This is a genomic window from Ectopseudomonas composti (genome assembly GCF_001567565.1).
GTDB lineage: Bacteria > Pseudomonadota > Gammaproteobacteria > Pseudomonadales > Pseudomonadaceae > Aquipseudomonas > Aquipseudomonas composti_A.
Map to the genome: position 1 here is coordinate 118,374 of NZ_LSSW01000006.1, position 23,717 is coordinate 142,090.

The 23,717-nt window shown below is 64.4% G+C and carries 27 protein-coding genes; 10 read left to right on the forward strand and 17 right to left on the reverse strand.

Annotation, left to right across the window (positions count from 1 at the left end):
- Positions 1-113: 113 nt before the first annotated feature.
- The 9 genes from PCLY_RS01480 to fabR form a co-directional block, all read right to left on the reverse strand.
- Positions 114-1,049, reverse strand: coding sequence for a DUF808 domain-containing protein (locus PCLY_RS01480; RefSeq protein ID WP_061237473.1), 936 nt, complete (start codon positions 1,047-1,049; stop codon positions 114-116).
- Between the two features lie 63 nt (positions 1,050-1,112).
- Positions 1,113-1,700: an LOG family protein gene (locus PCLY_RS01485; protein ID WP_061237474.1), complete on the reverse strand. Its 588-nt coding sequence runs from the start codon at positions 1,698-1,700 to the stop codon at positions 1,113-1,115.
- Between the two features lie 237 nt (positions 1,701-1,937).
- A complete protein-coding gene (locus PCLY_RS01490) occupies positions 1,938-2,552 on the reverse strand; it encodes a LysE family transporter (protein WP_061237475.1) in 615 nt (204 codons plus the stop codon).
- A gap of 527 nt (positions 2,553-3,079) precedes the next feature.
- Complete coding sequence (locus tag PCLY_RS01495; protein WP_061237476.1) at positions 3,080-3,988, reverse strand: glycerophosphodiester phosphodiesterase; 909 nt, start codon at positions 3,986-3,988, stop codon at positions 3,080-3,082.
- 169 nt (positions 3,989-4,157) lie between these two features.
- The gene (locus tag PCLY_RS01500; RefSeq protein WP_061237477.1) at positions 4,158-4,730 is read right to left on the reverse strand and encodes a HupE/UreJ family protein; all 573 of its coding nucleotides are present in this window, start codon (positions 4,728-4,730) and stop codon (positions 4,158-4,160) included.
- A 24-nt stretch (positions 4,731-4,754) separates the two neighbouring features.
- Entirely contained in the window at positions 4,755-5,369 is a 615-nt protein-coding gene (ureG, locus tag PCLY_RS01505) for an urease accessory protein UreG (protein ID WP_061237478.1), read from the reverse strand.
- Between the two features lie 16 nt (positions 5,370-5,385).
- Entirely contained in the window at positions 5,386-6,060 is a 675-nt protein-coding gene (locus tag PCLY_RS01510) for an urease accessory protein UreF (protein ID WP_061237479.1), read from the reverse strand.
- 34 nt (positions 6,061-6,094) lie between these two features.
- The gene (gene ureE, locus PCLY_RS01515; RefSeq protein WP_061237480.1) at positions 6,095-6,595 is read right to left on the reverse strand and encodes an urease accessory protein UreE; all 501 of its coding nucleotides are present in this window, start codon (positions 6,593-6,595) and stop codon (positions 6,095-6,097) included.
- A 112-nt stretch (positions 6,596-6,707) separates the two neighbouring features.
- Positions 6,708-7,394: an HTH-type transcriptional repressor FabR gene (gene fabR / locus PCLY_RS01520; protein ID WP_061237481.1), complete on the reverse strand. Its 687-nt coding sequence runs from the start codon at positions 7,392-7,394 to the stop codon at positions 6,708-6,710.
- Positions 7,395-7,538: 144 nt separating this feature from the next.
- On the opposite strand from fabR, the gene PCLY_RS01525 reads away from it, so the two are divergent.
- Positions 7,539-8,627, forward strand: coding sequence for a ferredoxin reductase (locus tag PCLY_RS01525; protein WP_061237482.1), 1,089 nt, complete (start codon positions 7,539-7,541; stop codon positions 8,625-8,627).
- The gene (locus PCLY_RS01530; protein ID WP_061237483.1) at positions 8,624-9,715 is read left to right on the forward strand and encodes a fatty acid desaturase family protein; all 1,092 of its coding nucleotides are present in this window, start codon (positions 8,624-8,626) and stop codon (positions 9,713-9,715) included. Before PCLY_RS01525 ends, PCLY_RS01530 begins: the two co-directional genes overlap by 4 nt.
- Before the next feature lie 76 nt (positions 9,716-9,791).
- On the opposite strand, the gene PCLY_RS01535 is transcribed toward PCLY_RS01530, so the two are convergent.
- Positions 9,792-10,175, reverse strand: coding sequence for a hypothetical protein (locus tag PCLY_RS01535; RefSeq protein ID WP_061237484.1), 384 nt, complete (start codon positions 10,173-10,175; stop codon positions 9,792-9,794).
- A 272-nt stretch (positions 10,176-10,447) separates the two neighbouring features.
- Here PCLY_RS01535 and PCLY_RS01540 point away from each other — a divergent pair, with 272 nt between their 5' ends.
- Positions 10,448-11,347 (forward strand): AEC family transporter, encoded by a 900-nt coding sequence (locus tag PCLY_RS01540; protein ID WP_061237485.1) that lies wholly within the window; start codon positions 10,448-10,450, stop codon positions 11,345-11,347.
- Between the two features lie 22 nt (positions 11,348-11,369).
- Here PCLY_RS01540 and PCLY_RS01545 read toward each other — a convergent pair whose 3' ends face one another.
- The 6 genes from PCLY_RS01545 to PCLY_RS01570 form a co-directional block, all read right to left on the reverse strand.
- Positions 11,370-11,792, reverse strand: coding sequence for a bleomycin resistance protein (locus PCLY_RS01545; protein WP_197432120.1), 423 nt, complete (start codon positions 11,790-11,792; stop codon positions 11,370-11,372).
- Positions 11,789-12,322, reverse strand: coding sequence for a hypothetical protein (locus tag PCLY_RS01550; protein WP_061237486.1), 534 nt, complete (start codon positions 12,320-12,322; stop codon positions 11,789-11,791). The genes PCLY_RS01545 and PCLY_RS01550 overlap by 4 nt, the downstream gene beginning before the upstream one ends.
- 160 nt (positions 12,323-12,482) lie before the next feature.
- Positions 12,483-13,748, reverse strand: coding sequence for an Hsp70 family protein (locus tag PCLY_RS01555; protein ID WP_061237487.1), 1,266 nt, complete (start codon positions 13,746-13,748; stop codon positions 12,483-12,485).
- A 63-nt stretch (positions 13,749-13,811) separates the two neighbouring features.
- Positions 13,812-14,789 carry a lysylphosphatidylglycerol synthase transmembrane domain-containing protein gene (locus PCLY_RS01560; RefSeq protein ID WP_061237488.1) on the reverse strand — a complete coding sequence of 326 codons (978 nt, stop codon included), beginning with the start codon at positions 14,787-14,789 and terminating at the stop codon, positions 13,812-13,814.
- A gap of 211 nt (positions 14,790-15,000) precedes the next feature.
- The gene (locus tag PCLY_RS01565) at positions 15,001-15,438 is read right to left on the reverse strand and encodes a YqaA family protein (RefSeq protein WP_061237489.1); all 438 of its coding nucleotides are present in this window, start codon (positions 15,436-15,438) and stop codon (positions 15,001-15,003) included.
- Positions 15,439-15,471: 33 nt separating this feature from the next.
- The gene (locus PCLY_RS01570; RefSeq protein ID WP_061237490.1) at positions 15,472-16,200 is read right to left on the reverse strand and encodes a VC0807 family protein; all 729 of its coding nucleotides are present in this window, start codon (positions 16,198-16,200) and stop codon (positions 15,472-15,474) included.
- Between the two features lie 166 nt (positions 16,201-16,366).
- Here PCLY_RS01570 and PCLY_RS01575 point away from each other — a divergent pair, with 166 nt between their 5' ends.
- From PCLY_RS01575 to PCLY_RS01605, 7 genes are all read left to right on the forward strand, one after another.
- Complete coding sequence (locus PCLY_RS01575; protein ID WP_061237491.1) at positions 16,367-17,290, forward strand: substrate-binding domain-containing protein; 924 nt, start codon at positions 16,367-16,369, stop codon at positions 17,288-17,290.
- A 79-nt stretch (positions 17,291-17,369) separates the two neighbouring features.
- On the forward strand, positions 17,370-18,143 hold the full coding sequence (locus PCLY_RS01580; protein ID WP_061237492.1) for a substrate-binding periplasmic protein: 774 nt from the start codon (positions 17,370-17,372) through the stop codon (positions 18,141-18,143).
- Between the two features lie 53 nt (positions 18,144-18,196).
- Positions 18,197-18,952, forward strand: coding sequence for a substrate-binding periplasmic protein (locus PCLY_RS01585; RefSeq protein WP_061237493.1), 756 nt, complete (start codon positions 18,197-18,199; stop codon positions 18,950-18,952).
- A 53-nt stretch (positions 18,953-19,005) separates the two neighbouring features.
- Positions 19,006-20,007, forward strand: a complete 1,002-nt coding sequence (locus tag PCLY_RS01590; protein ID WP_061237494.1) for a type II secretion system F family protein — start codon at positions 19,006-19,008, stop codon at positions 20,005-20,007.
- 138 nt (positions 20,008-20,145) lie between these two features.
- Positions 20,146-21,009 carry an isocitrate lyase/PEP mutase family protein gene (locus PCLY_RS01595; RefSeq protein WP_156458545.1) on the forward strand — a complete coding sequence of 288 codons (864 nt, stop codon included), beginning with the start codon at positions 20,146-20,148 and terminating at the stop codon, positions 21,007-21,009.
- 166 nt (positions 21,010-21,175) lie between these two features.
- The gene (locus PCLY_RS01600) at positions 21,176-21,442 is read left to right on the forward strand and encodes a DksA/TraR family C4-type zinc finger protein (RefSeq protein WP_061237496.1); all 267 of its coding nucleotides are present in this window, start codon (positions 21,176-21,178) and stop codon (positions 21,440-21,442) included.
- A 75-nt stretch (positions 21,443-21,517) separates the two neighbouring features.
- The gene (locus PCLY_RS01605; RefSeq protein ID WP_061237497.1) at positions 21,518-21,961 is read left to right on the forward strand and encodes a hemerythrin domain-containing protein; all 444 of its coding nucleotides are present in this window, start codon (positions 21,518-21,520) and stop codon (positions 21,959-21,961) included.
- Between the two features lie 39 nt (positions 21,962-22,000).
- Here PCLY_RS01605 and ureC read toward each other — a convergent pair whose 3' ends face one another.
- On the reverse strand, positions 22,001-23,701 hold the full coding sequence (gene ureC / locus PCLY_RS01610; protein WP_061237498.1) for an urease subunit alpha: 1,701 nt from the start codon (positions 23,699-23,701) through the stop codon (positions 22,001-22,003).
- Positions 23,702-23,717: the final 16 nt, after the last annotated feature.

The following is a 23,717-nucleotide window of genomic DNA, read 5'->3' on the forward strand; positions in this document are numbered from 1 at the left end:
TAGTCATGCGCTTATCCACGAAAAGTGTGGAGCAACCTGTGGATAAGCTTGGGGGCAATGCTTGCAGGCGGCGTGAACCAAGGGCTGCAGAGCATTGCGCGCGCTTTGATCGTCTACTCGGTTTTGGCTGGGCGGACAGCCTGCCACAGCCGGCCGGCCAGGTTGACCAGAGGTAGCGTCAGCAGGCCGGCCAGGATGCCGAGCAAGGCATGGAGCAGGGTGGGCACGATCAGCGCCAGCCAGTGCCCGGCATCGCGTGCGACCCACTCAGCGGCGTGATGAACGGCCGCCTCTACTGGCGGCAGGCCATGGCTGAGGATGCCGCCACCGACCATGAACATCGCTGCGGTACCAACCACCGAAAGCGTCTTCATCAGCCAGGGCGCCAGGCCCAGGATGCCGCGACCACAGGCCTGGGCGAACGCGCTGGCACGCTGGCTGAGGTAGAGGCCGGCGTCGTCCAGTTTGACGATCCCGGCGACCAGTCCGTAGACGCCTGCTGTCATCACCAGCGCGATGCCGCTGAGCACCAGTAGCTGATTGATAAAACTGGCAGTCGCCACCGTACCCAGGGTGATGGCGATGATTTCCGCCGAGAGGATGAAGTCGGTACGCACGGCGCCACGAATCTTGTCGCGTTCGAACGCCACCAGATCGACCTCGGGGTCGGCGATGGCCTCCAGGCGCGCCTGCTTGTCATCATCCTGGTGGCGGTGCAGCAGCTTGTGCACGAGTTTTTCTGCACCCTCGAAGCAGAGGAACAGGCCGCCGAGCATCAGCAGTGGCACCACCAGCCAAGGCGCCACGGCGCTGATCAGCAGTGCCGCAGGCACCAGGATCGCCTTGTTCAGCAGCGAGCCCTTGGCTACAGCCCAGACCACCGGCAGCTCGCGGTCGGCGCGCACTCCGGTGACCTGCTGGGCATTGAGCGCGAGATCGTCACCCAGCACGCCGGCAGTCTTGCGCGCGGCGACCTTGGTCATGGTGGCGACATCGTCGAGTACGGTGCTGATATCGTCGATCAGCGCGAGCAGGCTGCTTCCGGCCATGTTACGGCTTCCTTGGTGGAGGGCCGCAGAGCGTAGCATTGTGTTACATCCCTGCGTACCGGCTCAGACGGGCGAGCGATCCACCCACTTTGGCGCCACGCTGGGGCTCCACTCGCTCAGGGCGTCGAGCAGATGGCGTGGGCTATCGGCAATCTGCAGCATGTCGCGGTGCTGCGGGCGGACGAAGCGCTCGGCGACCAGGTGATCGAGAAAATCGCCAAGCTTGCTGTAGAAACCGTTGACCTCCAGTAAGCCCAGTGGCTTGGCGTGATAGCCCAGTTGGCCCCAGGTCCATACCTCGAACAATTCTTCCAGGGTGCCGAGGCCGCCGGGCAGGGCAATGAAGGCGTCGGCCAGCTCGGCCATGCGCGCCTTGCGCGCGTGCATGCCATCCACCACTTCCAGGCAGGTCAGGCCACGATGGCCGATCTCCGCACGCTCCAGGCTCTGCGGAATGATGCCGATCACCTCGCCGCCGGCGTTGAGGGCCGCATCGGCTACCACGCCCATCAGGCCGACGGCGCCGCCGCCATAGATCAGGCGCAGGCCGCGCTCGGCCAGGTGCAGGCCAAGCGCTTCGGCCGCTTCACGGTAGATGGGGCTGGCGCCAGGACTGGCACCACAGAAGACACAGACGCTACGCAGGGTCATGAACAGGCTCCTCGACTGAAGCCGTCAAGGGTAACCGGGGCGCAGCGGCGCGACCAAGAGTCAGTGGCGCGTATCAATGCCGCAGGTGGCGCAGGCGTAGCTGGCGAGCAGTTGCTTTAGCAGGTCGTTGAGGTGCATGGCGCGGCTTCCTGACGCGGGGACATGTGTTTCAGGCTAGTCCGCTTGCTGGCGCCGCGCCGTTAAATTGTTTCGATGATGGCGATAGACGCACTGCGATCAGACCAATTTCATCGCACTCATGCCGGCCAGGCCCAGCAACGCCGCGCCGCAGGCGGCGTAGGTGAGGCGGTGCCAGAGCAGCGAAGCGGCGCGGCGGAACCAGTCCACCAGGCCCGCGCAGATGAAGCACCAGAGCACCGAAGAGACCATGAAACCGGCGAAGAACACCGCCAGATGGGTGGGTGTCGGCTGAGCGACGCCGATGGCCGCCATCGCGCCTCCCATGGCGGCCCAGTAAACGATGTTCTGCGGATTGGTCAGCGACAGCGCGGCACCGGCCGCGAAGGCGCCGCCAGCAGCTAACTGGACATCCTCGCTGGGTTGCGGCGGACGGTGAGCATCGCGCAGCGACTGATAGCCGAGCCAGGCCAGATACAGGGCACTGGCCAGCGTCAGCGGATAGCGAATCTGCGCACTGTCGAGCAGCAGTGCCAGCCCGGTTAGGCCGATCGCGGCCCAGGTGGCGTCGCCTACCAGTGAACCGATCTGCACCAGCAGCGCAGGTCTGTAGCCGTCACGCAGGCCGCGGCGCAGGGTCTCGCTGAAAACGGCACCGGGAGCTGCGTTGAATACGAAGCCGAGCAGCATGGCGGCGAGGAAAAAGCTGAACATGGAGCGTCCTTACTAGGCAGGGAAAAGAAGCCTAATTGGCTTAGCAGGCAGCATGCCAGTCTGAAAAATAAAGTTTTCCACGAAGGCTGTGGGAATAGTTGTGGATAAGCTGGTGGTGTCTGGCTGTAGCGCTTGTATCACACCGTTCTCGGCTTGCTGGTGAAGATTTGAGCAGTGGGTTTTTTCCTTTGTATACAGAGGCTTGACAGTTTTTAGCGAAGCTGTAGACGCGCTTCGTATTTGTCCACGGCAGCTGTGGGTGATGTTGTGGGTAACTTATGTACCTATTGCTGCAGGCCACGAATGAAGCAGGCTTCAGCGCTTTGCTGGAATTTTGATCAAGGCTGTTCGAAGCGATTTTGGGTTGAGGTAGAGGGGGTTTTGTCCAGCTTTTTTTGGGCGCAGCAGCAGAGCTGAGTGGATTATCCCCGGATGCTGTTGATCATGTTGTGGATAAGCTGGTGATAGATCGCGTTGCTTGCCACGGCGGCAGGGCTCTCGGCCGCCGTGTTGGTCTTCTTCTCGGCTTATTCGCTGGGTAGCGTACTCAGTTGCGTGGAGCGGCCGAGCAGCTGCAGCGCGCGATCCGGGTAGTCGGTGATCAGACCATTGGCACCCATTTCCAGTAGTTGGCGCATGCCGGGTTGCTCGTTGATCGTCCCCAGGTACACGTGCAGGCCGCGAGCCTGGGCATTGCGAAGCAGACGCGGCGTAGCCAGGTTCATGTGCGGCTGGGCAATCTGCAACACCGAGTAGGACGGTGACAGCAGGTCGCTCAGCCCCAGCCAGTTCAGGGTTTGCAACAGGCGCAGCGAGATCGGTCCGCCCGCCGTCGCGACCTCTGGGCAAAGTTGGCGAAAACGCTGCAGGCTGCGTTCATGAGCGCTGGCCACGATGACGCGGTCGAGTTGGTCGTAGGCCGCCAGCATCTCGCAGAGCACGGCCTCCATGCCGACATCGGGCACCTTGATTTCCAGCATCTTGGGTGTCAGCGGAAAACGTTCGAACACCTCGTCCAGCGCCGCGATGCGTGTGCCCTGGCCTCGGTAGGGATAACTCTGGCCGCCGTCGGCCGTCCAGGTGTAGCCGGCGTCGAGCGCTTGCAGCTCGGCGAGGCTGAAATGCGCGACCTCGCCCTGGCCATTGGTGGTGCGTTCCAGGGTGTCGTCGTGGATCAGCACCAGCCTGGCGTCCTGGCTCAGCTGCAGATCCATTTCCAGCATGTCGACGCCAAGGGCAGTGGCGCGCTCGAAGGCGAACAGGGTGTTCTCGGGCCACAGGCCCATGCCGCCACGATGGGCGATGACCAGCGGGCGCTGGCCGAGATCTTCGAGCAGCGCAGGCGTGCTCGCCGGTTTGCTGATCAGTGCCAGTAGCAGCGTGACGCCGCCGATCAGCAGCAGTGGAGCGATCAGAAATCGAGTGAGGCGCAGCATGGGGCAAGGTCTCGAAACCGGTTCGGGACTTTGTGCCCCAGTAAAGGGGCATTGGCAAGCGTTGTGGTTCTTGGGGCGCCGAGCCCGGCGCGGCGATGTGCGGCGCACCCTATCCCTCAGGGTGCACCATGCGCGGCACCGTACCGCTTGGCAGAGAAGTTACCCGCGCTCAGCTGGCCAGCAACCAGACACCGGTTGCTGCCGAGGCGGCACCGACGATGCGCACCAGCGGCGCCGCCGCTTGTGGCAGGAAGCGCACCAGCGCGAAGCCGATGGCGTGCAGGGCTGCGGTGGCGAAGATGAAGCCGGTGGCGTAGCCGAAGGGGCTGGCCAGGTCCGGCAGCTCCAGCCCGTGGGCGACGCCATGGGTCAAGGCGAAGAGGGCGGTCAATGCCATGGATACTGCCATCGGCAAACGCGCGGCCACGGCCACCAGCAGGCCGAAAGCCAGCACCGAGCCGGCGATGCCGGTTTCCATCAGCGGCATCTGCACGCCAGCGAAACCGAGCAAACCGCCGATCAGCATGCTGCCGACGAAGGTCAGCGGCAGTGCCCAGCGCGCCGCGCCGCTTTGCTGAGCGGCCCACAGGCCGACGGCGAGCATCGCCAGCAGGTGATCCAGACCGAACACCGGGTGGGCCAGGCCGGCCATCAGGCCGGACTCACCGTGCCCGGGGTGGGCGAAGGCCAGCGCGGGGGTGCAGAACAGGGCGATGGCGTAGAGGGTTTTGCGCAGATTCATGAGCTTCTTTCTCCTTGACGGGAATCAGGCCGCGCTGAGCATGCCTTGGCGTTCGATGAAGGCGATGATCTCGTCGAGACCCTGGCCAACTTTCTGGTTGCTGAAGACGAAGGGTTTGTCGCCGCGCATCTTCAGGGTGTCGCGTTCCATGACCTCCAGCGAGGCGCCGACCATCGGGGCCAGGTCGACCTTGTTGATCACCAGCAGGTCGGATTTGCAGATGCCGGGGCCGCCCTTGCGCGGCAGCTTGTCGCCGGCCGATACGTCGATCACGTACAGGGTCAGATCGGACAGCTCGGGGCTGAAGGTGGCGGAGAGGTTGTCACCGCCGGACTCGACGATGATCAGGTCCAGACCCGGGAAGCGGCGGTTGAGTTGTTCCACGGCTTCCAGGTTGATCGAGGCGTCTTCGCGGATGGCGGTGTGCGGGCAGCCGCCGGTTTCCACGCCGATGATGCGTTCGGGTTCCAGCGCCTCGTTGCGCACCAGGAACTGGGCGTCTTCCTGGGTGTAGATGTCGTTGGTGACCACGGCGATGTTGTAGCGCTCGCGCAGGGCGCGGCACAGGGCCAGGGTCAGGGCGGTCTTGCCGGAACCGACCGGGCCGCCGATGCCGACACGCAGGGGTTGGCTGTTCATTTGCTGTTGTTCCTCGTCAGGAGCGGAAGAGACGCGAGTACTGGCGCTCGTGCGCCATGCTCGCCAGGGCCAGGCCGAACACGGCGCTGCCCCAGTGTTCGGGGGAAAGGCTGGCGGCCTGCTGCTGGGCAGCATCGAGCTGCGGCAGCAGGCGGCTGGTCAGGCGCTGGGCGGCCTGCTGGCCGAGTGGCAGCACCTTCATCAGTACGGCGAGCTGGTTTTCCAGCCAGCCCCAGAGCCAGGCGGCCAGGGCGTCATCCGGGGTGATCTGCCAGGCGCGTGCCGCCAGTGCCCAGGCCAGGGCCAGGCCGGGTTCATCCTGGGTTGCGAGCAGCTTGCGCGCCGCTTCGTCCAGCTCGGGCAGGCCGTCGAGCAGTTGCCGCAGCGAGTAGCCCATCTGCCGGCTTTCCAGGGCCAGTTCGCGAGTTTCGCGGCTGGCGCGGTGCTGCTCGGCCAGCGTCTGCAGCTCTGCCCAATCAGCGTTTGCGGCGGCGCGGCAGTGAGCGAGCAGCAACGGCGCTTCGAAACGGGCGAGGTTGAGCGCGAGCTGATCGGCCAGCCAGCGCTCGGCGCTCTCTGCATCGCTGACCAGACCGCTGTCGATGGCCCATTCCAGACCTTGCGAATAGCTGTAGCCACCGATGGGCAGCTGCGGGCTGGCCAGGCGCAACAATGCCCAGGCGGGTTTCATGACGCGGCTCCGGTGCGTCCTGCGCGGTTCGACCTCACTTGCGGACACCGAACTGGTGCAGGCGCGGGCCGTAGTTGAACTCCTCGTCACCATGATGGGAGTGATGATGACCGCCGCCGTAGGCTCCCTGCTCGGGCTGATACGGCGCCTCGATGGCTTCGACCAGGGCGCCGAGCTGCTCCAGCATCGCCTTGAGTACATAGTCGTCGGGCAGGCGCAGCCAGCCGTCGCCCAGCTGCAGGGCGACGTGGCGGTTGCCCAGGTGGTAGGCAGCGCGCATCAGCTCGAAGGAGCTGGCGCAGGTGACGTGCAGCAGCGGCTCGGCCTTGGCGCGCACGCGCACGATGCGACCGTCCTTGGCCTGCAGGCATTCGCCATCGGCCAGTGCCGGCTGGCCGCGTTCGAGGAACAGACCAACCTCTTCACCTGTGGTGGTGAAGCAGCGCAGACGACTTTTGCTGCGCGCCTCGAAGGTCAGTTCCAGTTCAGCGCTGTAATCGGTTTGCGGCGCGATTCGGGTGTGGATCACCAGCATGTGCATCTATTCCGGGGCAATGTGCCCGGAAATAGTGCAAGTGGCTTGCCAAGGCGCAAGCGTGCCGCAGCGCGGCGCATTTCTGCGCGCTGTGGATAACTTGGTGAGGCGGTCAGGATTTATTTGGTGCGCTTTCGTCTGCTTTGCACGATTGTGGTGCACTCTGCTCGGCAGGCTTGCCTGGGCCCAGCCAATGCTTGCCACCGACCATGATGAAGCGCAGCTGCTGGATGACCTTGGCTTCCGCCGTGAGGTGGGCAGGCAGGGTTTCGGCGGGCGGGTCGATCAGCTCGGGCAGGGTGGCGAACACGGTCTTGACCACCAGATCGGAAACCACGTCGAGCGCTGCATCGCCGAGGTGCGGCATGCGGTTCATCAGCTTGAGGTCGGCGGCCAGATCACTGGTGATGCGTTCGCGCAGGGCTGCGATGGCCTGACGTACCGGCTGTGAACCGCCGTACTGTTCGCGAGCCAGGAACAGGAACTGGCCGTGGTTGGCGGCTACCTCGGCGAGGAAGATACGTACCGAGGCGTCGATCATGCCGCGCATCTCGAACTCGTGGCGGCGTACCTGGCGAATCGCCGCGCGAAAGGTCTCGCCGACCTCCGCTACCAGCGCCAGGCCCAGTTCGTCCATGTCCGCGAAGTGACGGTAGAAACCGGTGGGCACGATGCCGGCGACGCGCGTCACTTCGCGCAGGCTCAGGCTGCCAAAACCGCGGCCACTCTCCATCAGGGTGAGCGCGGCGTCCATCAGGGCCTGGCGGGTCTGCTGCTTCTGTTCGGCGCGTGGCGTCATGCGAGATCGAGTCATTGAGCGATGGCGCACTCTAGCAAATGCGGGCAGTGAGCGTCGAACCGCATACGGTCTTCCAGTGTACAAGTGTTGACTGAGTGGCGGGCGCCTGCGAGCATTGTGAACACTTGTTCACTGGAAGGCATGATGGCTCTGATACCCCTGTCTCTCGCGCGTCGTCTGCGCCGCCCGCTGCAGCCTTTGCGCCACCTGTGTGGCAATGGCTGGCTGCGCGAGGCCGATGCCGATTTCTTTCTGCGGCTCATCCATCCCGTTTTACGTCTGAACCGGATTCAGGCACGCGTCGAGGCACGGCGCTGGGTTGCCGAGGACATGCTGGCGCTGACCCTGAGTTGCAACGGCAACGCCCTTGGCTGGCGCGCCGGGCAGCACGTGCAGCTGCATCTGCAGCAGGATGGTGTGCGCCATGCACGCAGTTACAGCCTGACGGCAGTGCAGCCCGATGGTCGCATCGAACTGGCGATCAAGCGGCAGCCGGGTGGGCGTATGTCCAATGCCTTGCTCGATCAGGTCGCGGTTGGCCAGGTGCTGGAGCTGGCGCCCGCCTTTGGCGAGTTGAAATGGCCGGACGATGAGCGCGCGGTAATGCTGGTCGCAGCTGGCAGTGGCATCACGCCGCTGCTGGGGTTGCTGCGTGATGCCCTGGCCCGTGGTTTCAGCGCGCCGGTGACGCTGCTGCATCAGGTGCGTTGGCAGGCTCAACGGGCCTTTGTCGAGGAGCTGCAGGCACTGGCTGCGCGGCATCGCAACCTGCACCTGCGCTGGGCATTGAGTGCAGAGAACGGTGAGCGGATCAACGCGACCGATCTGGCGCAAGCGCCGGGAGCTCATCTGCTGGGCTGTGGCCCGCAGGGGTTCGTCGAGCAGCTGCGCCAGTGGTGGTTGGCGGCCGAGCGTGGCGGCAGTCTGCAACTGGAAAGTTTCACGCCCTTGCGGGCGCTGACTGTGCGAGCGGCGGATGAGCTTCGGCTTGGCTTCGCCCGCAGCCACCAGCAGGTGGCCGGCAATGGCGTGCAGAGCCTGTTGCAACAGGCCGAGGACCACGGCTTGCGGCCTGCGCATGGTTGCCGACAGGGTATCTGTGCCAGCTGTACCTGCACGTTGCTGGCTGGCACCGTGCGCGATCTGCGCAGCGGCGAACTGTTCGCCGAGCCGGGGCAGCCCATCCGTCTGTGCGTCAGCGCCCCGCATGGGGATGTGGAGATCGACCTGTGAATGCCCGTCTTGATCGCGAACTGAGCCCTGCGGAACTGGAGGCTTTCGGTGTCGAGCTGGATGCCTTGCGCCAGCGTACCCTGGCCGACCTGGGGGCAGCCGATGCGCGTTACATCCGCCGTGTGCGCGGTGTGGTGCGACTGTGCTGCTGGAGCGGCCGGGCGCTGCTGATGTTCGGCTGGTTTGCCCCGACCTGGCTACTCGGCTCCCTGCTGCTGGGCCTGGGCAAGATTCTCGAGAACATGGAGCTGGGCCACAACGTGATGCACGGCCAGTACGACTGGATGAACGACCCGGAGTTCGCCGGCCGTCAGTACGAGTGGGACATCGTTGGGCCGGCCGACTTCTGGCGGCACACGCACAACCATATCCATCACACCTACACCAACGTACTGGGCATGGACGACGACGTGGGCTATGGCGTGGTGCGGCTGTTCCCGGAGCAGCGCTGGAAGCCGTTCTACCGTTGGCAGCCGCTGTGGGTGACGATCCAGGCGCTGTTGTTCCAGTACGCCGTGGCCATCCAGCACCTGCGCCTGGACAAGCTGGTCAAGGGGCGCATCAGCAAGGACGAAGTGCGGCCACTGGCGCGTCAGTTCGGGGCCAAGCTGGTTCGGCAATGGGGCAAGGACTACCTGCTGTTCCCTCTGCTGGCGCTGCTGCTCGGTGCCAATGCGCTGGCCGTGCTGGCGGGCAACCTAGTGGCCAACCTGCTGCGCAATCTGTGGACCTTTCTGGTGATCTTCTGCGGCCATTTCACCGAGAAGGCTGCGGTATTCGCACCTGAGGTCGTGGCGGGGGAAACGCGCGGCCACTGGTATCTGCGCCAGCTACGTGGTTCCAGCAATCTCTCCGGCGGGCCGCTGCTGCACATCCTCACCGGCAACCTCAGCCATCAGATCGAACACCACCTGTTTCCGGATCTGCCGGCGCGGCGTTATGCCGAGCTGGCGTGCGAGGTACGCCTGATTGCCGAGCGTTATGGTCAGCACTACAACTGCGGAACCCTGTCGAGCCAGTTCTGGACGGTGCTGCGGCGAATCTGGATTTACCGCTTGCCCCCTGCCGAAGGGGGGAGCAGCCAATAGCGTGACTGCACGCTTCTGTAGATCGCAGGCATGAAAAAGCCCGGCATGTGCCGGGCTTGGGGTGTTACGACCGCGTTCAGGCCGTGTGCCCACGCTGCTCGATCAAACGATCGGAGCCGCCTTCCGCCAACTGCATGCGTTGGCTGCCGGGAGTCCGCTCGGCACCGTCTTCAGCCAGCTGGATGCGTTGAGCACCGGGGGTGCGTTCAGCCCCGTCTTCTGCCAGTTGGATACGCTGGCTGCCAGGGGTGCGGTCGGAGCCGTCTTCGGCCAGATGAATGCGCTGAGCACCAGGCGTACGCTCGGAGCCGTTCTCGGCCAGCGGGGCGACGGGTTGCTGTTGCACCTGGCTGTCCTTGGCTTCACCGACCAGTGGGAAGGGCGCGCTGCTCGGTGCGGCGAATACGCTGGTGGTCATCAGACTAAGGGCCAGGGCGGCGAGGGTCAGTTGGGTTTTCATGTCGATGTCTCCGTAGGGAGTAATAAGTGGCGTCGGAGTCAATTCTTGAGGACATGAGCGCAGATAAGAACTTGACTGGCCTGATAGTGAACATCGATACCTTCAATACTTGATCGAGAGGCTCTATCTCGGTGCTTCTGGGTTGGCGTCAGCGCGCTTGAGAATGTGCCGCGAGGCGTCGCGCCGGCTGCCCGGCACGGGTATGCTTGGCGGCCCTCACGGGTCGTGCTCGACCCGTCCTCCTCAGTCGTTCCCCGGAGACAGCTCCAGTCATGCTCGCGGCACAGGCAATTTTGCCGATCTTCGCTTTGATCGTTCTCGGCTACCTGCTCGGCTGGCGTCAGTGGCTCACCAGTGAGTCGGCCGCCGGGCTGGCGAATATCACCTTCAAGCTATTCATGCCGACGCTGCTGTTTGCCGGCATCGCCAAGGCATCGTTGGCCGAAGGGCTGTCGCCGATGCTGCTACTGGCCTATTACCTGCCGGTGCTGCTGGTATTCGTCGTGGTCAATGCGCTTGCGCACTGGCGCCGCGGCACGGCGACCCCGCTGGGATTGGTGGCGGCCTTCTCCAACAACGTGCTGGTCGGCATCCCGTTGATCGCCAGCCTGATGGGCAACGACGGCCTGCTCTACGTGTTCGCCATCCTGGTTTTCCACAGCCTCACGCTGTTTTCCCTGCACAGTTTCTATGCCGCCTTCGGCAGTCAGGAGCATGTCGACGGTCGCGCGTTGCTGAAGAATCTGGCCAACCCGATGATCATCGGCCTGGGGCTGGGAGCCTTGCTCAATCTGTCCGGGCTGCAGGTGCCGGAAAGCCTGTGGCGGGCGATCACCTGGCTCGGCCAGGCTGCGCTGCCCTGTGCGTTGATCGTGCTTGGCGCCAGCCTGTCGCGTTACCGCCTGCGCCCTACCGCAGAGGCCTGGGGCGTGGGGCTGGCCAAGCTGGTGTTGTTTCCTGCATTGGTATGGTGTCTCAGCGGCTTGTTGCCGGGGCTTAACGAGAGCGCGCGCAGCGTATTGGTGCTGCTCGCTGCCTGCCCCAGCGGGGTCAACGTGATGGCCTTCGCGCGCAGTGCTGAAGACACCCGCAGCGTCAGCGCAGCGATTTCCCTGTCGACATTGCTCTCGGCGGTGACGCTGCCGCTGTGGATGATGCTGCTGGGCATGTGAAGCTCGCCTGCGGATGCAGGCACTACGCGGTGATGGGCTGGCTGAAGCGCAGCAGATAGCCGTCCGGGTCTTGCAACATGAACTGGCGCACCCTGAGTACGCGTGTGCCGACCCGATATGAAGCTTCTTCCAGCGGCAATCTCAGCGCCAGGCCTGACTGCATCAGGCGCTGGTACAACGGCTCGAGGTCATCCACGCTGATCTGCAGATTGATGCCGCGCCCGAGCGGGCGGTCGAGTGGCATCACGGTCCAGGGATCGTCTGCCTGCTGATGCTGCTGTTCCAGCATCAAGGCTGCCTCGCCCAGAGCGATGGCGGCAAAACCTTCCTCGGGGCGTTCGTACAGCAGGCTGAAGCCCAGAGTCTTCTGATAGAAGGCCAGGCTGGCCGGCAGGTCGCTGACCTGCAGTTCGGGCGTCAGAGCTGGCAGTCGCGTGCGGCTCACGCCTGCTCCTGCGCCGCCTGCAGGGCCTCCAGCGCGGGCGCGGCATAGATACCCACTTCCACTGCCAGCTCCATCACCCGCGGCAGGTCGCTGGCGTACACCAGCACCGCTTGCAGCTCGTCGTCCAGCGGTTCGCTGAAGTCCACCAGCACATAGCCGCCGGTTTCCGGCGACAGCGCCGAGAGCTGCACCTGGATGCGGTTGAGGGCCTTGAGCGGCTCGGTCTTGGCCAGTTGCTTGGCCTTGAGTACGAACTGTACCTGCGGGCCGAAGGATTCGGTGATGCGCTGGAACAGTTCCTCGTAGCTGTCGGCCTGGAACAGCACGGTGTCCGGCAGGCTGCCGACCACCACCCATTCGCCCAGCGGGATGGGGAATTCGTCGTCGTAGTTGACGTCCGGGTTGGCGGCGAGGAAGGCGGCCGGATCGGCATAGGCTTGGGCGGCCTCAGCAGCGATGCGGGCGACCTCGTCCTCGGCCAGGCAGCCGGAGCTTATCTTGGCGATCAGTTCTTCCAGCTGGGCTTTCATCAGGCTATTCCTCGGTCATTCAGATGGGCGGCAAGCATAACCCAGAGCCTGTTGTGCGATGCACGGGAGAACAGGTCGGGCTTCTGGTGTAGGAGCGGCTTTAGCCGCGAGCGGCCTGTGCGGGGGCCAGAATCGCGGCTGAAGCCGCTCCTACAAAAACTTAGCCGTAGCGTTTCTTGGCTTCGATGGCCAGGCCGCTGCCAATGCTGCCGAAGGTGTTGCCTTCTACGCTGCGGGCGTTGGGCAGCATGGCTGCCACGCTCTGGCGCAGGGCCGGAACGCCGCTGGAGCCGCCAGTGAAGAACAGGGTATCGACCTGATCGGCTTTGATGCCGGCGTCGGCCAGCAACTGCGTGAGGCTGGCGCGGATGCGTTCGAGCAGCGGCTCGATGGCGTTCTCGAACAGCGGGCGGGTCAGTTCGGCGACCAGGCCCGGCTCGACGCGCGACAGGTCGATGGGGCGTGCGTCCTGTTCGCTGAGGGCGATCTTGCTGTCTTCCACCTGCATCGCCAGCCAGTGTCCGGCACGCTGTTCGATCAGGCCGAACAGGCGGTCGATGCCGGTGGCGTCGACGATGTCGTAGCGCATGTTCTGCAACGCAAGCTGGGTCTTCTGCGCATACAGCGCATTGATGGTGTGCCAGGTGGCCAGGTTGAGGTGGTAGCTGGTGGGCATGAAGGCGTCGCTCTTCATCCGGCTGCCGTAGCCGAACAGCGGCATCACCCCGGCCAGCGAGAGCTGTTTGTCGAAGTCGGTACCGCCGATGTGCACGCCGCCGGTGGCGAGGATATCGCCCTGGCGCTCGGCCAGGTGGTGACGCTCAGGCGCCAGGCGCACCAGGGAGAAGTCCGAGGTACCGCCGCCGATGTCGACGATCAGCACCAGTTCCTCGCGATCCAGGCCCGACTCGTAGTCGAAGGCTGCGGCGATGGGCTCGTACTGGAACGACACCTCCTTGAAACCGAGCTTGTGCGCCACGGCCACCAGGGTGTTCTGCGCTTCCTGATCGGCGCTCGGGTCGTCGTCGACGAAGAACACCGGGCGGCCCAGCACCACTTCCTCGAAGGCGCGCTCGGCCTGAGCTTCGGCGCGCTTTTTCAGCTCACCGATGAAAAAGCCGAGCAGGTCCTTGAACGGCAGGGCGCTGCCCAGCACGGTGGTTTCGCTCTTCAGCAGCTTGGAGCCGAGCAGGCTTTTCAGCGAACGCATCAGGCGCCCTTCATAACCCTCCAGGTACTCGTGCAGGGCCAGGCGGCCGTAGACCGGGCGACGCTCCTCGGTGTTGAAGAAGATCACCGAGGGTAGAGTGATCTTGCCGTCTTCCAGGGGCAGCAGGCTGCCCTGGCCGGGTCGCAGCCAGCCGACGGTGGAGTTCGAGGTGCCGAAGTCAATGCCGCAGGCGCGGGCGGGAGTGGAGAAGGACATGGAGCGCACAGCCGGAAAAAATGGCCGCGTATTCTATGCCAGCGCCGCGGTGGCGGCGAGTCGTCAGGAGGGCAGGTCGGGGGTCTCGTTGCGCTTTTGCTTCCATTGCGTCCATTCGAAGCCCAGCACCACCAGCAGCGACAGGGCGAACGGCAGCAGCAGATAGAACACGCGAAACACGATCAGCGCCGCCAGCACATCGGCCGCCGGGATCTCCGGCAGCGCAGCGAGGAAGGTCACTTCCAGTACACCCAGACCACCGGGCGCATGGGACAGCAGCGCCAGCGAGAAGGAGGCGAGGAACACGCCGAGCACCACTAGGTAGCCGGGATGATTGTCGGCCGGCAAGGCGAAATAGATGATCGCCGCTGCGCAGAGAAGCTCCAGTGGGCCGGCCAGCAACTGGCGGCTGACGATGGGCAGACGTGGATACTCCACGTGCAGCTTGCCCAGGGTCCAGGGTTTGAACTGGCGCCAGGAGCCCAGCACGTAGAGACCCACCAGGCACAGCAACACGCTGCCGATGACGATCGAGACCAGGGGCGTGACGTTGGCGACGCGGTGGATCAGATCGGGTTGGGCGATCAGCACACAGCCGCTGGCGAGCAGGGTGCCGAGGGCGAAGGTAAAGGAGCAGAAGACGATGAGAATGCCGATTTCCTGTGGCGTCAGCCCCTTGCTGCGATAGGCCCGGTAACGCACCAACGCGCCAGAGAACACCGAGGCGCCGATGTTGTGAGCCAGGGCGTAGGTGGTAAAGGAACAGAGGGTGATGAAGCGCCAGGGAATGCGCTTGCCCAGGTGAGCCACGGCGATGCGGTCATACCAGGCCAGTGCCCAGTACGCGCCGAGCGTGGCTGCGGCGGCGAGCATCCAGTTCATGTGCGTGATGGCGTCGAGGCTGCCCTTGATTTCCTCCAGGGAAATGTTGCGCAACTCGCGGTAGAGCAGGAAGCCAGACAGCACCACGGCACTGAGTCCGATCAGCGTCCAGATCAGGTCGCTGCGCTTCAGTTTGGGTTTGGCTTCTACGACAGACACCGCTAATCCTCGCTCGCTAGGCCCCGAGGTAGCGGGGCCGCATGCCTCCGTCCGAGGCGGCTGTTCATCGGCCATCCGGCCTTCGGCAATGGCCGCTAGCGGGTCGTGCCCGCGCGGCGCGCTGCGCAGTATCAGGGAGCCGCCGCCAGTACTCAACTGGCATGCATGCGGGGCCCCTTCAGTAGTTGTGTCAGCGATTGTCCTGATCGGTTCATATCCAGGCCAGGGTCAGCGCCGCCAGCACCGCGTAGCGCCCGGCCTTGGCCAGGGTGACGATGACCAGGAATATCCACAGGCGCTCGCGCATCACCCCGGCAACCAGCGTCAGGGGATCGCCAATCAGCGGCATCCAGCTCAGCAGCAACGACCAGCGACCGTAGCGTGCGTACCAGACCTGCGCCTGTTGCAAGCGGGCCGGACTGACGGGAAACCAGCGCCGTTCCCGGTAGTGCTCGAGGGAACGCCCTAGCAGCCAGTTGACCCAGGAGCCCAGTACGTTGCCCAGCGTGGCCACCAGCAGCAATGCCCAGAGCGGGTGCTGGCCTGCCAGCAGCAGGGCGACCAGCACCGCTTCGGACTGCAACGGCAAGAGCGTCGCCGCGCCGAAGGCGGAGAGAAACAGGGCCGGGTAGGCGGAGAGAGCCAGCATGTTCGGCGCGGCCGACCCTGAGGTCGGCGCTTGTCAGCGCTGCGATTCCTGGCTGGTGTTGGCCATGATCTCTTCCAGGCTCAGCCCGGTCAGGCCATGAATGGTCTTCCACAGGTAGTAGAAGATTGTCATCAGCATGATCATCGAGGGAATGGCGATCATCGGATAACTGAGTAGGGTCATGCGCCCGAGTTCGTCATTGAAGGCCTCGGTGCCGGATGGGCTGACCACGATCCACTTGGCCAGCACGTAGTTCATGAACGAGGAAAAGAAGAAGGTGCCACTGAGCCAGTAGGTGGCACGCATCAGGCGCGTTTCGAAGTGTTCGACGTGGCCGCCCTGCTCGAGGCGATCATGGATCTTGTCGACGTTGAGCACGCTCTTGTTGAACAGCAGCGTGCGAATCAGCGGGTAGCGGGTGCGGGTCGAAACCAGCACGGCGATGCCGATCAGCCCGGGGATGGCGGCTTCCTTCACGGCCAGCCACTGGGTATCCAGATGCAGCAGGCCGATGCCTCCGGTCAGGGCCACGCTGACCAGGCCGAGCAGGGCGATGAAGTTGAATTTGCGGTACTTGATCAGCTCGAACGCCCCCCAGCCCAGGGGGAACGCCAGGGCCAGCAGCAGTGCGCCGTCGGCGCCGAGACGGTGTTCGCCACTGAGCTTCATCAGAATGAACGAGGGAATCAGAATGCTGATGGCCAGGTCGATCAGTGGGCGGGGTTTGTGCGTCGGGGTGCGGCTGTCAGTAGTGGCGGTCATGGTAGCTGGAGTCTGCTCAGGAAGCCCGATGATCGCCTGCCCGGCTCGCCAGGGCTAGCCCGACTGTCGGTTTTGAATGTGAAAAAGTATGAGTCGACAGCTTGCCGACAGGCGTCGCGACCCGGCCGGGCGATGCTAAAGTGATGGCAGAGGTCGGGAGACGAACATGCCGAGAATCATCCCTTGCGTTTGCTTGCTGCTGGGTACGGCAGCGCTTTGGTCGGCGACGGCCTGGTCGAGTGACTGCGTTGGCCTGGTGCCGGCCGGCACATCGGCCTTCTGGCGTGAGCTGGAGGCGGGCGCCAGGCGCACAGCCAACGATCTGCAGCTGGAACTCTATACGCGCGGCCCGAGCCAGGAAGGCAGCGTCGAGGTGCAGCTACAGTTGATCGACCGTGTAATCGCCCACGGTTGCAAGGCACTGATCATCGCTCCGGCTGGCGACGCCATCGACACGCGCATATCCGCCTTGCGCGCCGAAGGTATTCCCACCGTTTACGTTGATCGCGGGGTCGCGGGTGAGGGCGCTTACGCGCTGGTGGCAACCGACAACTTCCTTGCCGGCCAATTGGCCGGGCAGCAGATGGCCGAGCGTCTCGGGCGGGGGGCTCGGGTCGGGGTATTGCGCTTGCGCCAAGGGCTGCAATCGACCGATGAGCGCGAGCGCGGTTTCCTCCTGGCGGCGCAAGCTTCCGGGTTGCAGGTGGTGTTCGATACCTACCTTGGTGACGACCCCCAGCGCATCGCCACGACCCTGAGTGAGCAGTTGCCCAGGCTCGACGGCCTGTTCAGCCCCAATGGCAGCAGTACCCGAGTGACCCTGGGCGCGTTGCGCCGGCTGGGCAAGGTCGGGACAGTGGACTTCGTCGGTTTCGATGGTGGCGACCTGCTGTTCGATGCCGTACGCCAAGGACAGATTCACGCGTTGTTGCTGCAGCAGCCGCAGGCCATGGGCGATCATGCGGTACGCCTGGTGCATCGGGCTCTGAGTGGCGAGCGTGCCATGTCTCGCCTACAACTGTTACTCGAACCTCGGGTGATTACCGCCAAGGAACTGGGCGATACGACCGCTGCGCCGCAGTCTTGGTGATGGGCAACGCCGGCGTCTATTATTCTTGGTCTGGGCGCCCTGAATTCGCTGTAGGGCGCGCGCTTGACGGTGGCGTGCAATGAACTTGAAGTCCCTGACCGTAGCGCTGGCACTGCTCGGTAGTCTCTGCGTCAACATGGCTGCTGCCGAGCTGCGGCTGTATACCGAGGATTACCGACCGTTCAGCTATCTGGACAACGGCAAGCCAAGTGGCCTGGCCGTGGCCGTGGTCGAAGAGTTGATCCGTCGCACCGCAGAGCCGGCGCATATCGAACTGGTGCCCTGGACGCGCGGCTATCACCAGGTTCGAAACCAGCCCGACACGGCATTGTTCTCCACTGTGCGCACGGCGCGGCGCGAAGCCGATTTCCAGTGGGTCGGCCCGATCGCGCGGGGCTATACGCGCTTCTACACGCTCAAGGATGCCGGTCTGCGAGTCACCAGCCTCGACGATGTCCGTCGTCTTGGCACCCTGGCGATTCCCAAGCAATGGTACAGCTACGAGTTCTTGGCCGAGCTGGGACTGGAAAATCTGTATGGCGTGCCGACGCCTCAGGACATGCTGCGCATGTTCCGCCATGGCCGGGTCAAGTTGCTGCTGGCCAACAACCTGACCCTGGACGGCATGCTTGCCGAGCAGGGCATGAATGCCGGGCAGTTGCAGGAGCAGTTCGACCTGATGCCCAACGACTCCTACATTGCTTTTTCCCTGAAGACTGACCCAGCTCTGGTCGCGCGTTGGCAGCAGGCGCTGGAGCAGATGCGCCGCGACGGTAGCCTGGAAAGGCTCTACCGCCAGTGGTTTCCGATGGCCGACGAGCGCATGTTGGCCGATTTGCTGCGTAGCGATTGAAGCCGCTGCACGGCACTCCTTAGCTGGCCAGGCTGCAAGCTGGAGAGACGGTGATGGGCAAGCGGGTCAATCAATGGCTGTGTGTCTTGCTGCTGGCGTTATCTGCGCCGGTGCAGGCGCAGCTGCGTCTGCTCACCGAGAATGCGCCGCCGATGAGTTTCACGCGCGATGGCGAACCCAGCGGCCTTTCCGTCGAGGTGGTCAGAGCCTTGCTGGCGCGTACCGGCGACAACGGGCAGATCGAGGTGATGCCCTGGACGCGGGCGCTGCACCTGGCCCAACAGGAGGAAGATATCGCGCTGTTCTCCACCGTGCGCACGGCCGAACGTGAACACCGATTCCAGTGGGTCGGGCCCATCGTGGTCGGCACCACCAGCTTCTACTCGCTCAAGTCCCGCGACCTGGTCATCGACACGCTGCAACAGGCCGCTGCCAGCGGGCCACTGGCACTGCCCAAGCAGTGGTACACCTACGAGACCCTCAGCTCGAAGGGCTTCACCAATCTCTACGGGGTGCCCAGTTCGAGGCAGATGATGGTCATGCTCAAGCATGGCCGGGTGAAGCTGATCGCCACCGAGGACCTGACCCTGGCTGGCGAGTTGGCTGCTGTCGATCTCAAACCGCAGGACGTCACGGCGCATGTGCCGTTCATGCGCTCGGCTTACTACATCGCCTTCTCCCCGCAGACCTCGGTGGTGCGTGTGGTGCGCTGGCAGCGCGCGTTGCAGCAGATGCACGAGGACGGCAGCCTCGAGGCCATCCTCAGGCGCTGGCTACCGCACGCACCCATGCCGCCCGTGCAACCGTAGCGGCTCGGGTGGCGACTGGTTAACCTGAGCACTGTTATCCACCGAGTTCGATCATGCCGCGTCGCAACCCCTCTCTCGATCTGCGCACTCGTGCCAGTGTATTCGCTCACCTTGGCGCCATGGAGCGAGCCGGAGTACCCATCGACCGAGCACTGGTCAGTCTGGATCTCGGTGCACGGCACGAGGCCGCTGTTAAGCGCCTGCGACAGATGGTGGCTAATGGGCGCGATCTGGCGAGTTCCGGCCAGTTGAGTGGCGTGTTCACGCCACTGGAAAGTGGACTGGTGCGTGCCGCACAGGAGGCCGGGGCGCTGGCGCACATCTACGAGCAACTGGCGCAGCGCTACGACGAGCAGGCGCGCCACGCAGCAGAGCTGAAGTCTCGGCTGCTGCTACCGGCCGGTGTGCTGCTGCTGGCGCTGGCGGTCAAGCCCTTGCCTGCCCTGGTGGCGGGAGGCCTCAGTGCTGTCGGCTATCTGGCAGCCGTGCTGCTGCCGGTGCTGTGGCTGTCTGCGCTGTTGTGGGGCGCGCGGGCGCTGTGGCGCCGCTGGCAACAGCGGCGAGCTGACCAGCCTGGCGCCTTCGACGATCTGCTGCTGGCCCTGCCGTTGCTGGGCAGCCTGCAGCGACGCGCTGACATGCGTGATTTCTGCGACAGCCTGGGACTGTTGCTGGAAGCAGGTATGCCGGTGCTCGACGCCCTGCCGAGTGCCTGCAGCGCGATAAGCAGTCCTCGGCTGCGGCGAGATTTCGCCACCCTGGCGCCGCGAGTGGCCGGCGGACAATCGCTGGTGCGCGCCTTCGACGGGCTGAGTTTTCCCGGCAAAGCCATGCTGATCGGCGTGCTCAATACCGGCGAGGCGACCGGTCGACCTGGCGAGGCGCTGCTGCGTTTCGCCCGCTTGCAGGCTCAGCAGCTGGCGGCGAGCCAGCAAATGCTGGCGAGTTGGGGGCCGCGCCTGTTCTATCTGGCCGTCGCGGTCTGGATGGCGTACGGCCTGCTGACCGGCGGCGGGTTCTTCCCAGCGCTGCCGGCGGAGCTGGCTGGCCGATAAATTGCTGGTCATTGGCCAGGGCGAGCCGTCTGAAAGCTGCCAGCAAGTGCCTTGCGCTAGCATTCGTCACGTCTACGCCATTACTAAAATAGAGAAAAAAGCGATTCAACCGACTTTGGAATACGCCCCATGCCCATCCTGCAACGTGCATCCCACCATGAGCTACGCAGCGCCTTTCGTGCCCTGCTGGCTTCCGACCGCTGTTATCACACTGCATCGGTCTTCGACCCCATGTCCGCCCGCATCGCCGCCGACCTCGATTTCGAGGTCGGTATCCTCGGCGGCTCCGTCGCGTCGCTCCAGGTGCTCGGTGCGCCGGACTTCGCCCTGATCACCCTCAGCGAATTCGTCGAACAGGCCGCGCGCATCGGTCGTGTCGCGCGCTTGCCCGTCATCGCCGACGCCGACCATGGCTACGGCAATGCGCTCAACGTCATGCGCACCGTGGTCGAGCTGGAACGCGCCGGCGTTGCCGCGCTGACCATCGAAGACACCCTGCTGCCGGCCCAGTTCGGGCGCAAGACCACTGACCTGATCAGCATCGAGGAAGGTGTCGGCAAGATCCTCGCAGCACTGGAGGCGCGTGTTGATCCGGATCTGGCGATCATCGCCCGCACCCACGCCGGCGTGCTGGACGTGGATGAGGTGATCCGCCGTACCCGCGCCTACGAGGCTGCTGGTGCCGATGGCATCTGCCTGGTCGGGGTGAAGGATTTCGCTCATCTGGAGCAGATCGCCGCGGGTCTCAAGGTGCCGCTGATGCTGGTCACCTACGGTAACCCCGAGCTGCGCGATAACCCTCGTCTGGCCAAGCTCGGCGTGCGTATCGTGGTCAACGGCCACGCCGCCTACTTCGCCGCGATCAAGGCCACCTACGACTGCCTGCGCGAGCAGCGCGGTGCCGAGCCGTGCGACCTCAACGCCACCGAACTGACCAACAAGTACACCATGCCCGGTGAATACATGGCGTGGGCCCAGGAGTTCATGGAGGTCAAGGAGTAGCGCTTGCTGCCAGGCCTGCCTGGATGCCGACCGTGCCGTCTGGCTCGGCTTGGCTCCGGGAAGGCGACAGGCGCCGCAATGCTGCCTGTTTGCGCCAGTGGGACTTGCCAAGGCGGTGTTGATCCTCCATAGATAGCCGATCAGGCAATCAGTGGAGAGTGCGGACATGGCCGGTGGCTGGGCAAGTGACGGCGCAGTGCAGGAACAGATCGACAGCAGCATCGAGGACGCCATCGCCCGCGCCCGCAGCCAGCTGCCCAAAGGTGAAAGCCTGCACAACTGCGAAGAGTGCGACGCGGTGATTCCCGAGGCACGGCGCCAGGCGATTCCCGGTGTGCGTCTGTGCGTGGCCTGCCAGAGTGAGCTGGACAAGCAGCAGTCGGCTGCCAGTGGTTACAACCGCCGTGGCAGCAAGGACAGCCAGCTGCGTTGAGCAAGCGGTGCGGCACCTATCGCCGAGTTGATGGTCTAGTGCTACTACGACCGTGACTCAGGAGGAGATGTCCGCATGACCATTTTCGAAGCCCTACGTATCAGCCACGACATGCAGCGCGAACTGGCGCAAAAGCTGGTCGAGACCCAGGGCGATACTCCCGAGCGCCACGCCTTGTTCGCCCAGCTCAAGCAGGAGCTGGCCGTGCATTCGGTGGCCGAGGAGCGCCATTTCTACGTCCCTCTGATGCAGCAGGACGCCGGTGTCGACCTGTCGCGCCACGCGATTGCCGAGCATCACCAGATGGACGAGATGATCGAGGACCTCGAGGCGACCGACCCCAGCAGCCCCAGTTGGCTGGTGCAGGCCAAGGCGCTGGCGGAAAAGGTCGAGCATCACCTCAAGGAGGAAGAGCACAGCTTCTTCCAGATGGCCGGCAAGCTCTTGCGCGACAAGGAGAAGGAGCAACTGGCCGGTGACTATCTCAGCGCCTACGACGAGATGAAGCAGGCGTCCTGACAGACCTACAAGAGCCGGGCGCAAAGCCCGGCTCTTGCGTCAGAACAGAAAATAGCGCTGCGCCATCGGCAGTACTTCGGCCGGTTCGCACCAGAGCAACTGACCGTCGGCCTTGACCTGATAGTTCTGCGCATCGACCTCGATGTCCGGCAGGTAGCCGTTGTGGATCAGGTCGGTCTTCTGCACCTCGCGACAGCCCTTGACCACACCGATCTGCTTCTTCAGGCCAAGCTGCTCGGGCACGCCAGCGTCGAAGGCGGCCTGGCTGATGAAGGTGATGCTGGTGGCGTGGCGGCTGCCGCCGTAACTGGCGAACATCGGCCTGTAGTGCACTGGCTGCGGCGTCGGGATCGAGGCGTTGGCATCGCCCATCAGGCTGGCGGCGATGGCCCCGCCCTTGAGGATCAGCGTCGGCTTGACCCCGAAGAACGCCGGGCGCCACAGCACCAGGTCGGCCCACTTGCCCACTTCGATCGAACCCACTTCGTGGCTGATGCCATGGGTGATCGCCGGGTTGATGGTGTACTTGGCGATGTAACGCTTGGCGCGGAAGTTGTCGTTGCCGGGCACGTCTTCGGGCAGCGGGCCGCGCTGTTGCTTCATCTTGTCAGCGGTCTGCCAGGTGCGGGTGATCACTTCGCCGACACGGCCCATGGCCTGGCTGTCGGAGCTGATCATGGAGAACGCGCCGAGGTCATGCAGGATGTCTTCGGCAGCGATGGTCTCGCGGCGGATACGGCTTTCTGCGAAGGCCACGTCCTCGGCGATGCTCGGGTCGAGGTGGTGGCAGACCATGAGCATGTCCAGGTGTTCGTCGATGGTGTTCTTGGTGAATGGTCGGGTCGGGTTGGTCGAGGACGGCAGCACATTGGGGTAACCGCAGGCCTTGATGATGTCTGGCGCGTGGCCGCCACCGGCGCCCTCGGTGTGGTAAGTGTGGATGGTGCGGCCCTTGAACGCGCCGAGGGTGGTTTCGACGAAGCCGGACTCGTTCAGCGTGTCGGTATGGATCGCCACCTGCACGTCGTACTGGTCGGCCACGCTCAGGCAGTTGTCGATGGCGGCCGGGGTGGTGCCCCAGTCCTCGTGCAACTTGAGGCCGATGGCGCCTGCCTTGACCTGTTCGATCAGCGGCTCGGGCAGCGAGGCGTTGCCCTTGCCGGTAAAGCCCAGGTTCATCGGGAAGGCGTCGGCGGCCTGGAGCATGCGCGCCATGTGCCACGGCCCGGAGGTGCAGGTGGTGGCGTTGGTGCCGGTGGCCGGCCCGGTGCCGCCACCGATCATGGTGGTGACGCCGCTCATCAGCGCCTCTTCGATCTGCTGCGGGCAGATGAAGTGGATGTGGGTGTCGATGCCGCCGGCGGTGAGGATCATGCCTTCGCCAGCGATGACTTCGGTGCCGGCGCCGATGGCGATGCTCACATCGGGCTGGATGTCCGGGTTGCCGGCCTTGCCGATGGCTTTGATGCGCCCGTCCTTGAGGCCGACGTCAGCCTTGACGATGCCCCAGTGGTCGATGATCAGCGCGTTGGTGATCAGGGTGTCGACCACATCGGCGGCGCACAGCTGGCCCTGGCCCATGCCGTCGCGGATGACCTTGCCGCCACCGAACTTCACTTCTTCACCGTAGGTGGTGAAATCCTTCTCCACTTCTATCCACAGGTCGGTATCGGCCAGGCGCACCTTGTCGCCGACGGTGGGGCCGAACATGTCGGCATAGGCTTGTCTGCTAATTTTCATATTCGCTTCCTTTGTG

Bases quoted from the DNA above. Each gene is read 5' to 3' on its own strand.
- PCLY_RS01480 (WP_061237473.1), bottom strand. From the start codon at position 1,049: ATGGCCGGAAGCAGCCTGCTCGCGCTGATCGACGATATCAGCACCGTA.
- PCLY_RS01485 (WP_061237474.1), bottom strand. From the start codon at position 1,700: ATGACCCTGCGTAGCGTCTGTGTCTTCTGTGGTGCCAGTCCTGGCGCC.
- PCLY_RS01490 (WP_061237475.1), bottom strand. From the start codon at position 2,552: ATGTTCAGCTTTTTCCTCGCCGCCATGCTGCTCGGCTTCGTATTCAAC.
- PCLY_RS01495 (WP_061237476.1), bottom strand. From the start codon at position 3,988: ATGCTGCGCCTCACTCGATTTCTGATCGCTCCACTGCTGCTGATCGGC.
- PCLY_RS01500 (WP_061237477.1), bottom strand. From the start codon at position 4,730: ATGAATCTGCGCAAAACCCTCTACGCCATCGCCCTGTTCTGCACCCCC.
- ureG (WP_061237478.1), bottom strand. From the start codon at position 5,369: ATGAACAGCCAACCCCTGCGTGTCGGCATCGGCGGCCCGGTCGGTTCC.
- PCLY_RS01510 (WP_061237479.1), bottom strand. From the start codon at position 6,060: ATGAAACCCGCCTGGGCATTGTTGCGCCTGGCCAGCCCGCAGCTGCCC.
- ureE (WP_061237480.1), bottom strand. From the start codon at position 6,595: ATGCTGGTGATCCACACCCGAATCGCGCCGCAAACCGATTACAGCGCT.
- fabR (WP_061237481.1), bottom strand. From the start codon at position 7,394: ATGACGCCACGCGCCGAACAGAAGCAGCAGACCCGCCAGGCCCTGATG.
- PCLY_RS01525 (WP_061237482.1), top strand. From the start codon at position 7,539: ATGGCTCTGATACCCCTGTCTCTCGCGCGTCGTCTGCGCCGCCCGCTG.
- PCLY_RS01535 (WP_061237484.1), bottom strand. From the start codon at position 10,175: ATGAAAACCCAACTGACCCTCGCCGCCCTGGCCCTTAGTCTGATGACC.
- PCLY_RS01540 (WP_061237485.1), top strand. From the start codon at position 10,448: ATGCTCGCGGCACAGGCAATTTTGCCGATCTTCGCTTTGATCGTTCTC.
- PCLY_RS01550 (WP_061237486.1), bottom strand. From the start codon at position 12,322: ATGAAAGCCCAGCTGGAAGAACTGATCGCCAAGATAAGCTCCGGCTGC.
- PCLY_RS01555 (WP_061237487.1), bottom strand. From the start codon at position 13,748: ATGTCCTTCTCCACTCCCGCCCGCGCCTGCGGCATTGACTTCGGCACC.
- PCLY_RS01565 (WP_061237489.1), bottom strand. From the start codon at position 15,438: ATGCTGGCTCTCTCCGCCTACCCGGCCCTGTTTCTCTCCGCCTTCGGC.
- PCLY_RS01570 (WP_061237490.1), bottom strand. From the start codon at position 16,200: ATGACCGCCACTACTGACAGCCGCACCCCGACGCACAAACCCCGCCCA.
- PCLY_RS01575 (WP_061237491.1), top strand. From the start codon at position 16,367: ATGCCGAGAATCATCCCTTGCGTTTGCTTGCTGCTGGGTACGGCAGCG.
- PCLY_RS01580 (WP_061237492.1), top strand. From the start codon at position 17,370: ATGAACTTGAAGTCCCTGACCGTAGCGCTGGCACTGCTCGGTAGTCTC.
- PCLY_RS01585 (WP_061237493.1), top strand. From the start codon at position 18,197: ATGGGCAAGCGGGTCAATCAATGGCTGTGTGTCTTGCTGCTGGCGTTA.
- PCLY_RS01590 (WP_061237494.1), top strand. From the start codon at position 19,006: ATGCCGCGTCGCAACCCCTCTCTCGATCTGCGCACTCGTGCCAGTGTA.
- PCLY_RS01600 (WP_061237496.1), top strand. From the start codon at position 21,176: ATGGCCGGTGGCTGGGCAAGTGACGGCGCAGTGCAGGAACAGATCGAC.
- PCLY_RS01605 (WP_061237497.1), top strand. From the start codon at position 21,518: ATGACCATTTTCGAAGCCCTACGTATCAGCCACGACATGCAGCGCGAA.
- ureC (WP_061237498.1), bottom strand. From the start codon at position 23,701: ATGAAAATTAGCAGACAAGCCTATGCCGACATGTTCGGCCCCACCGTC.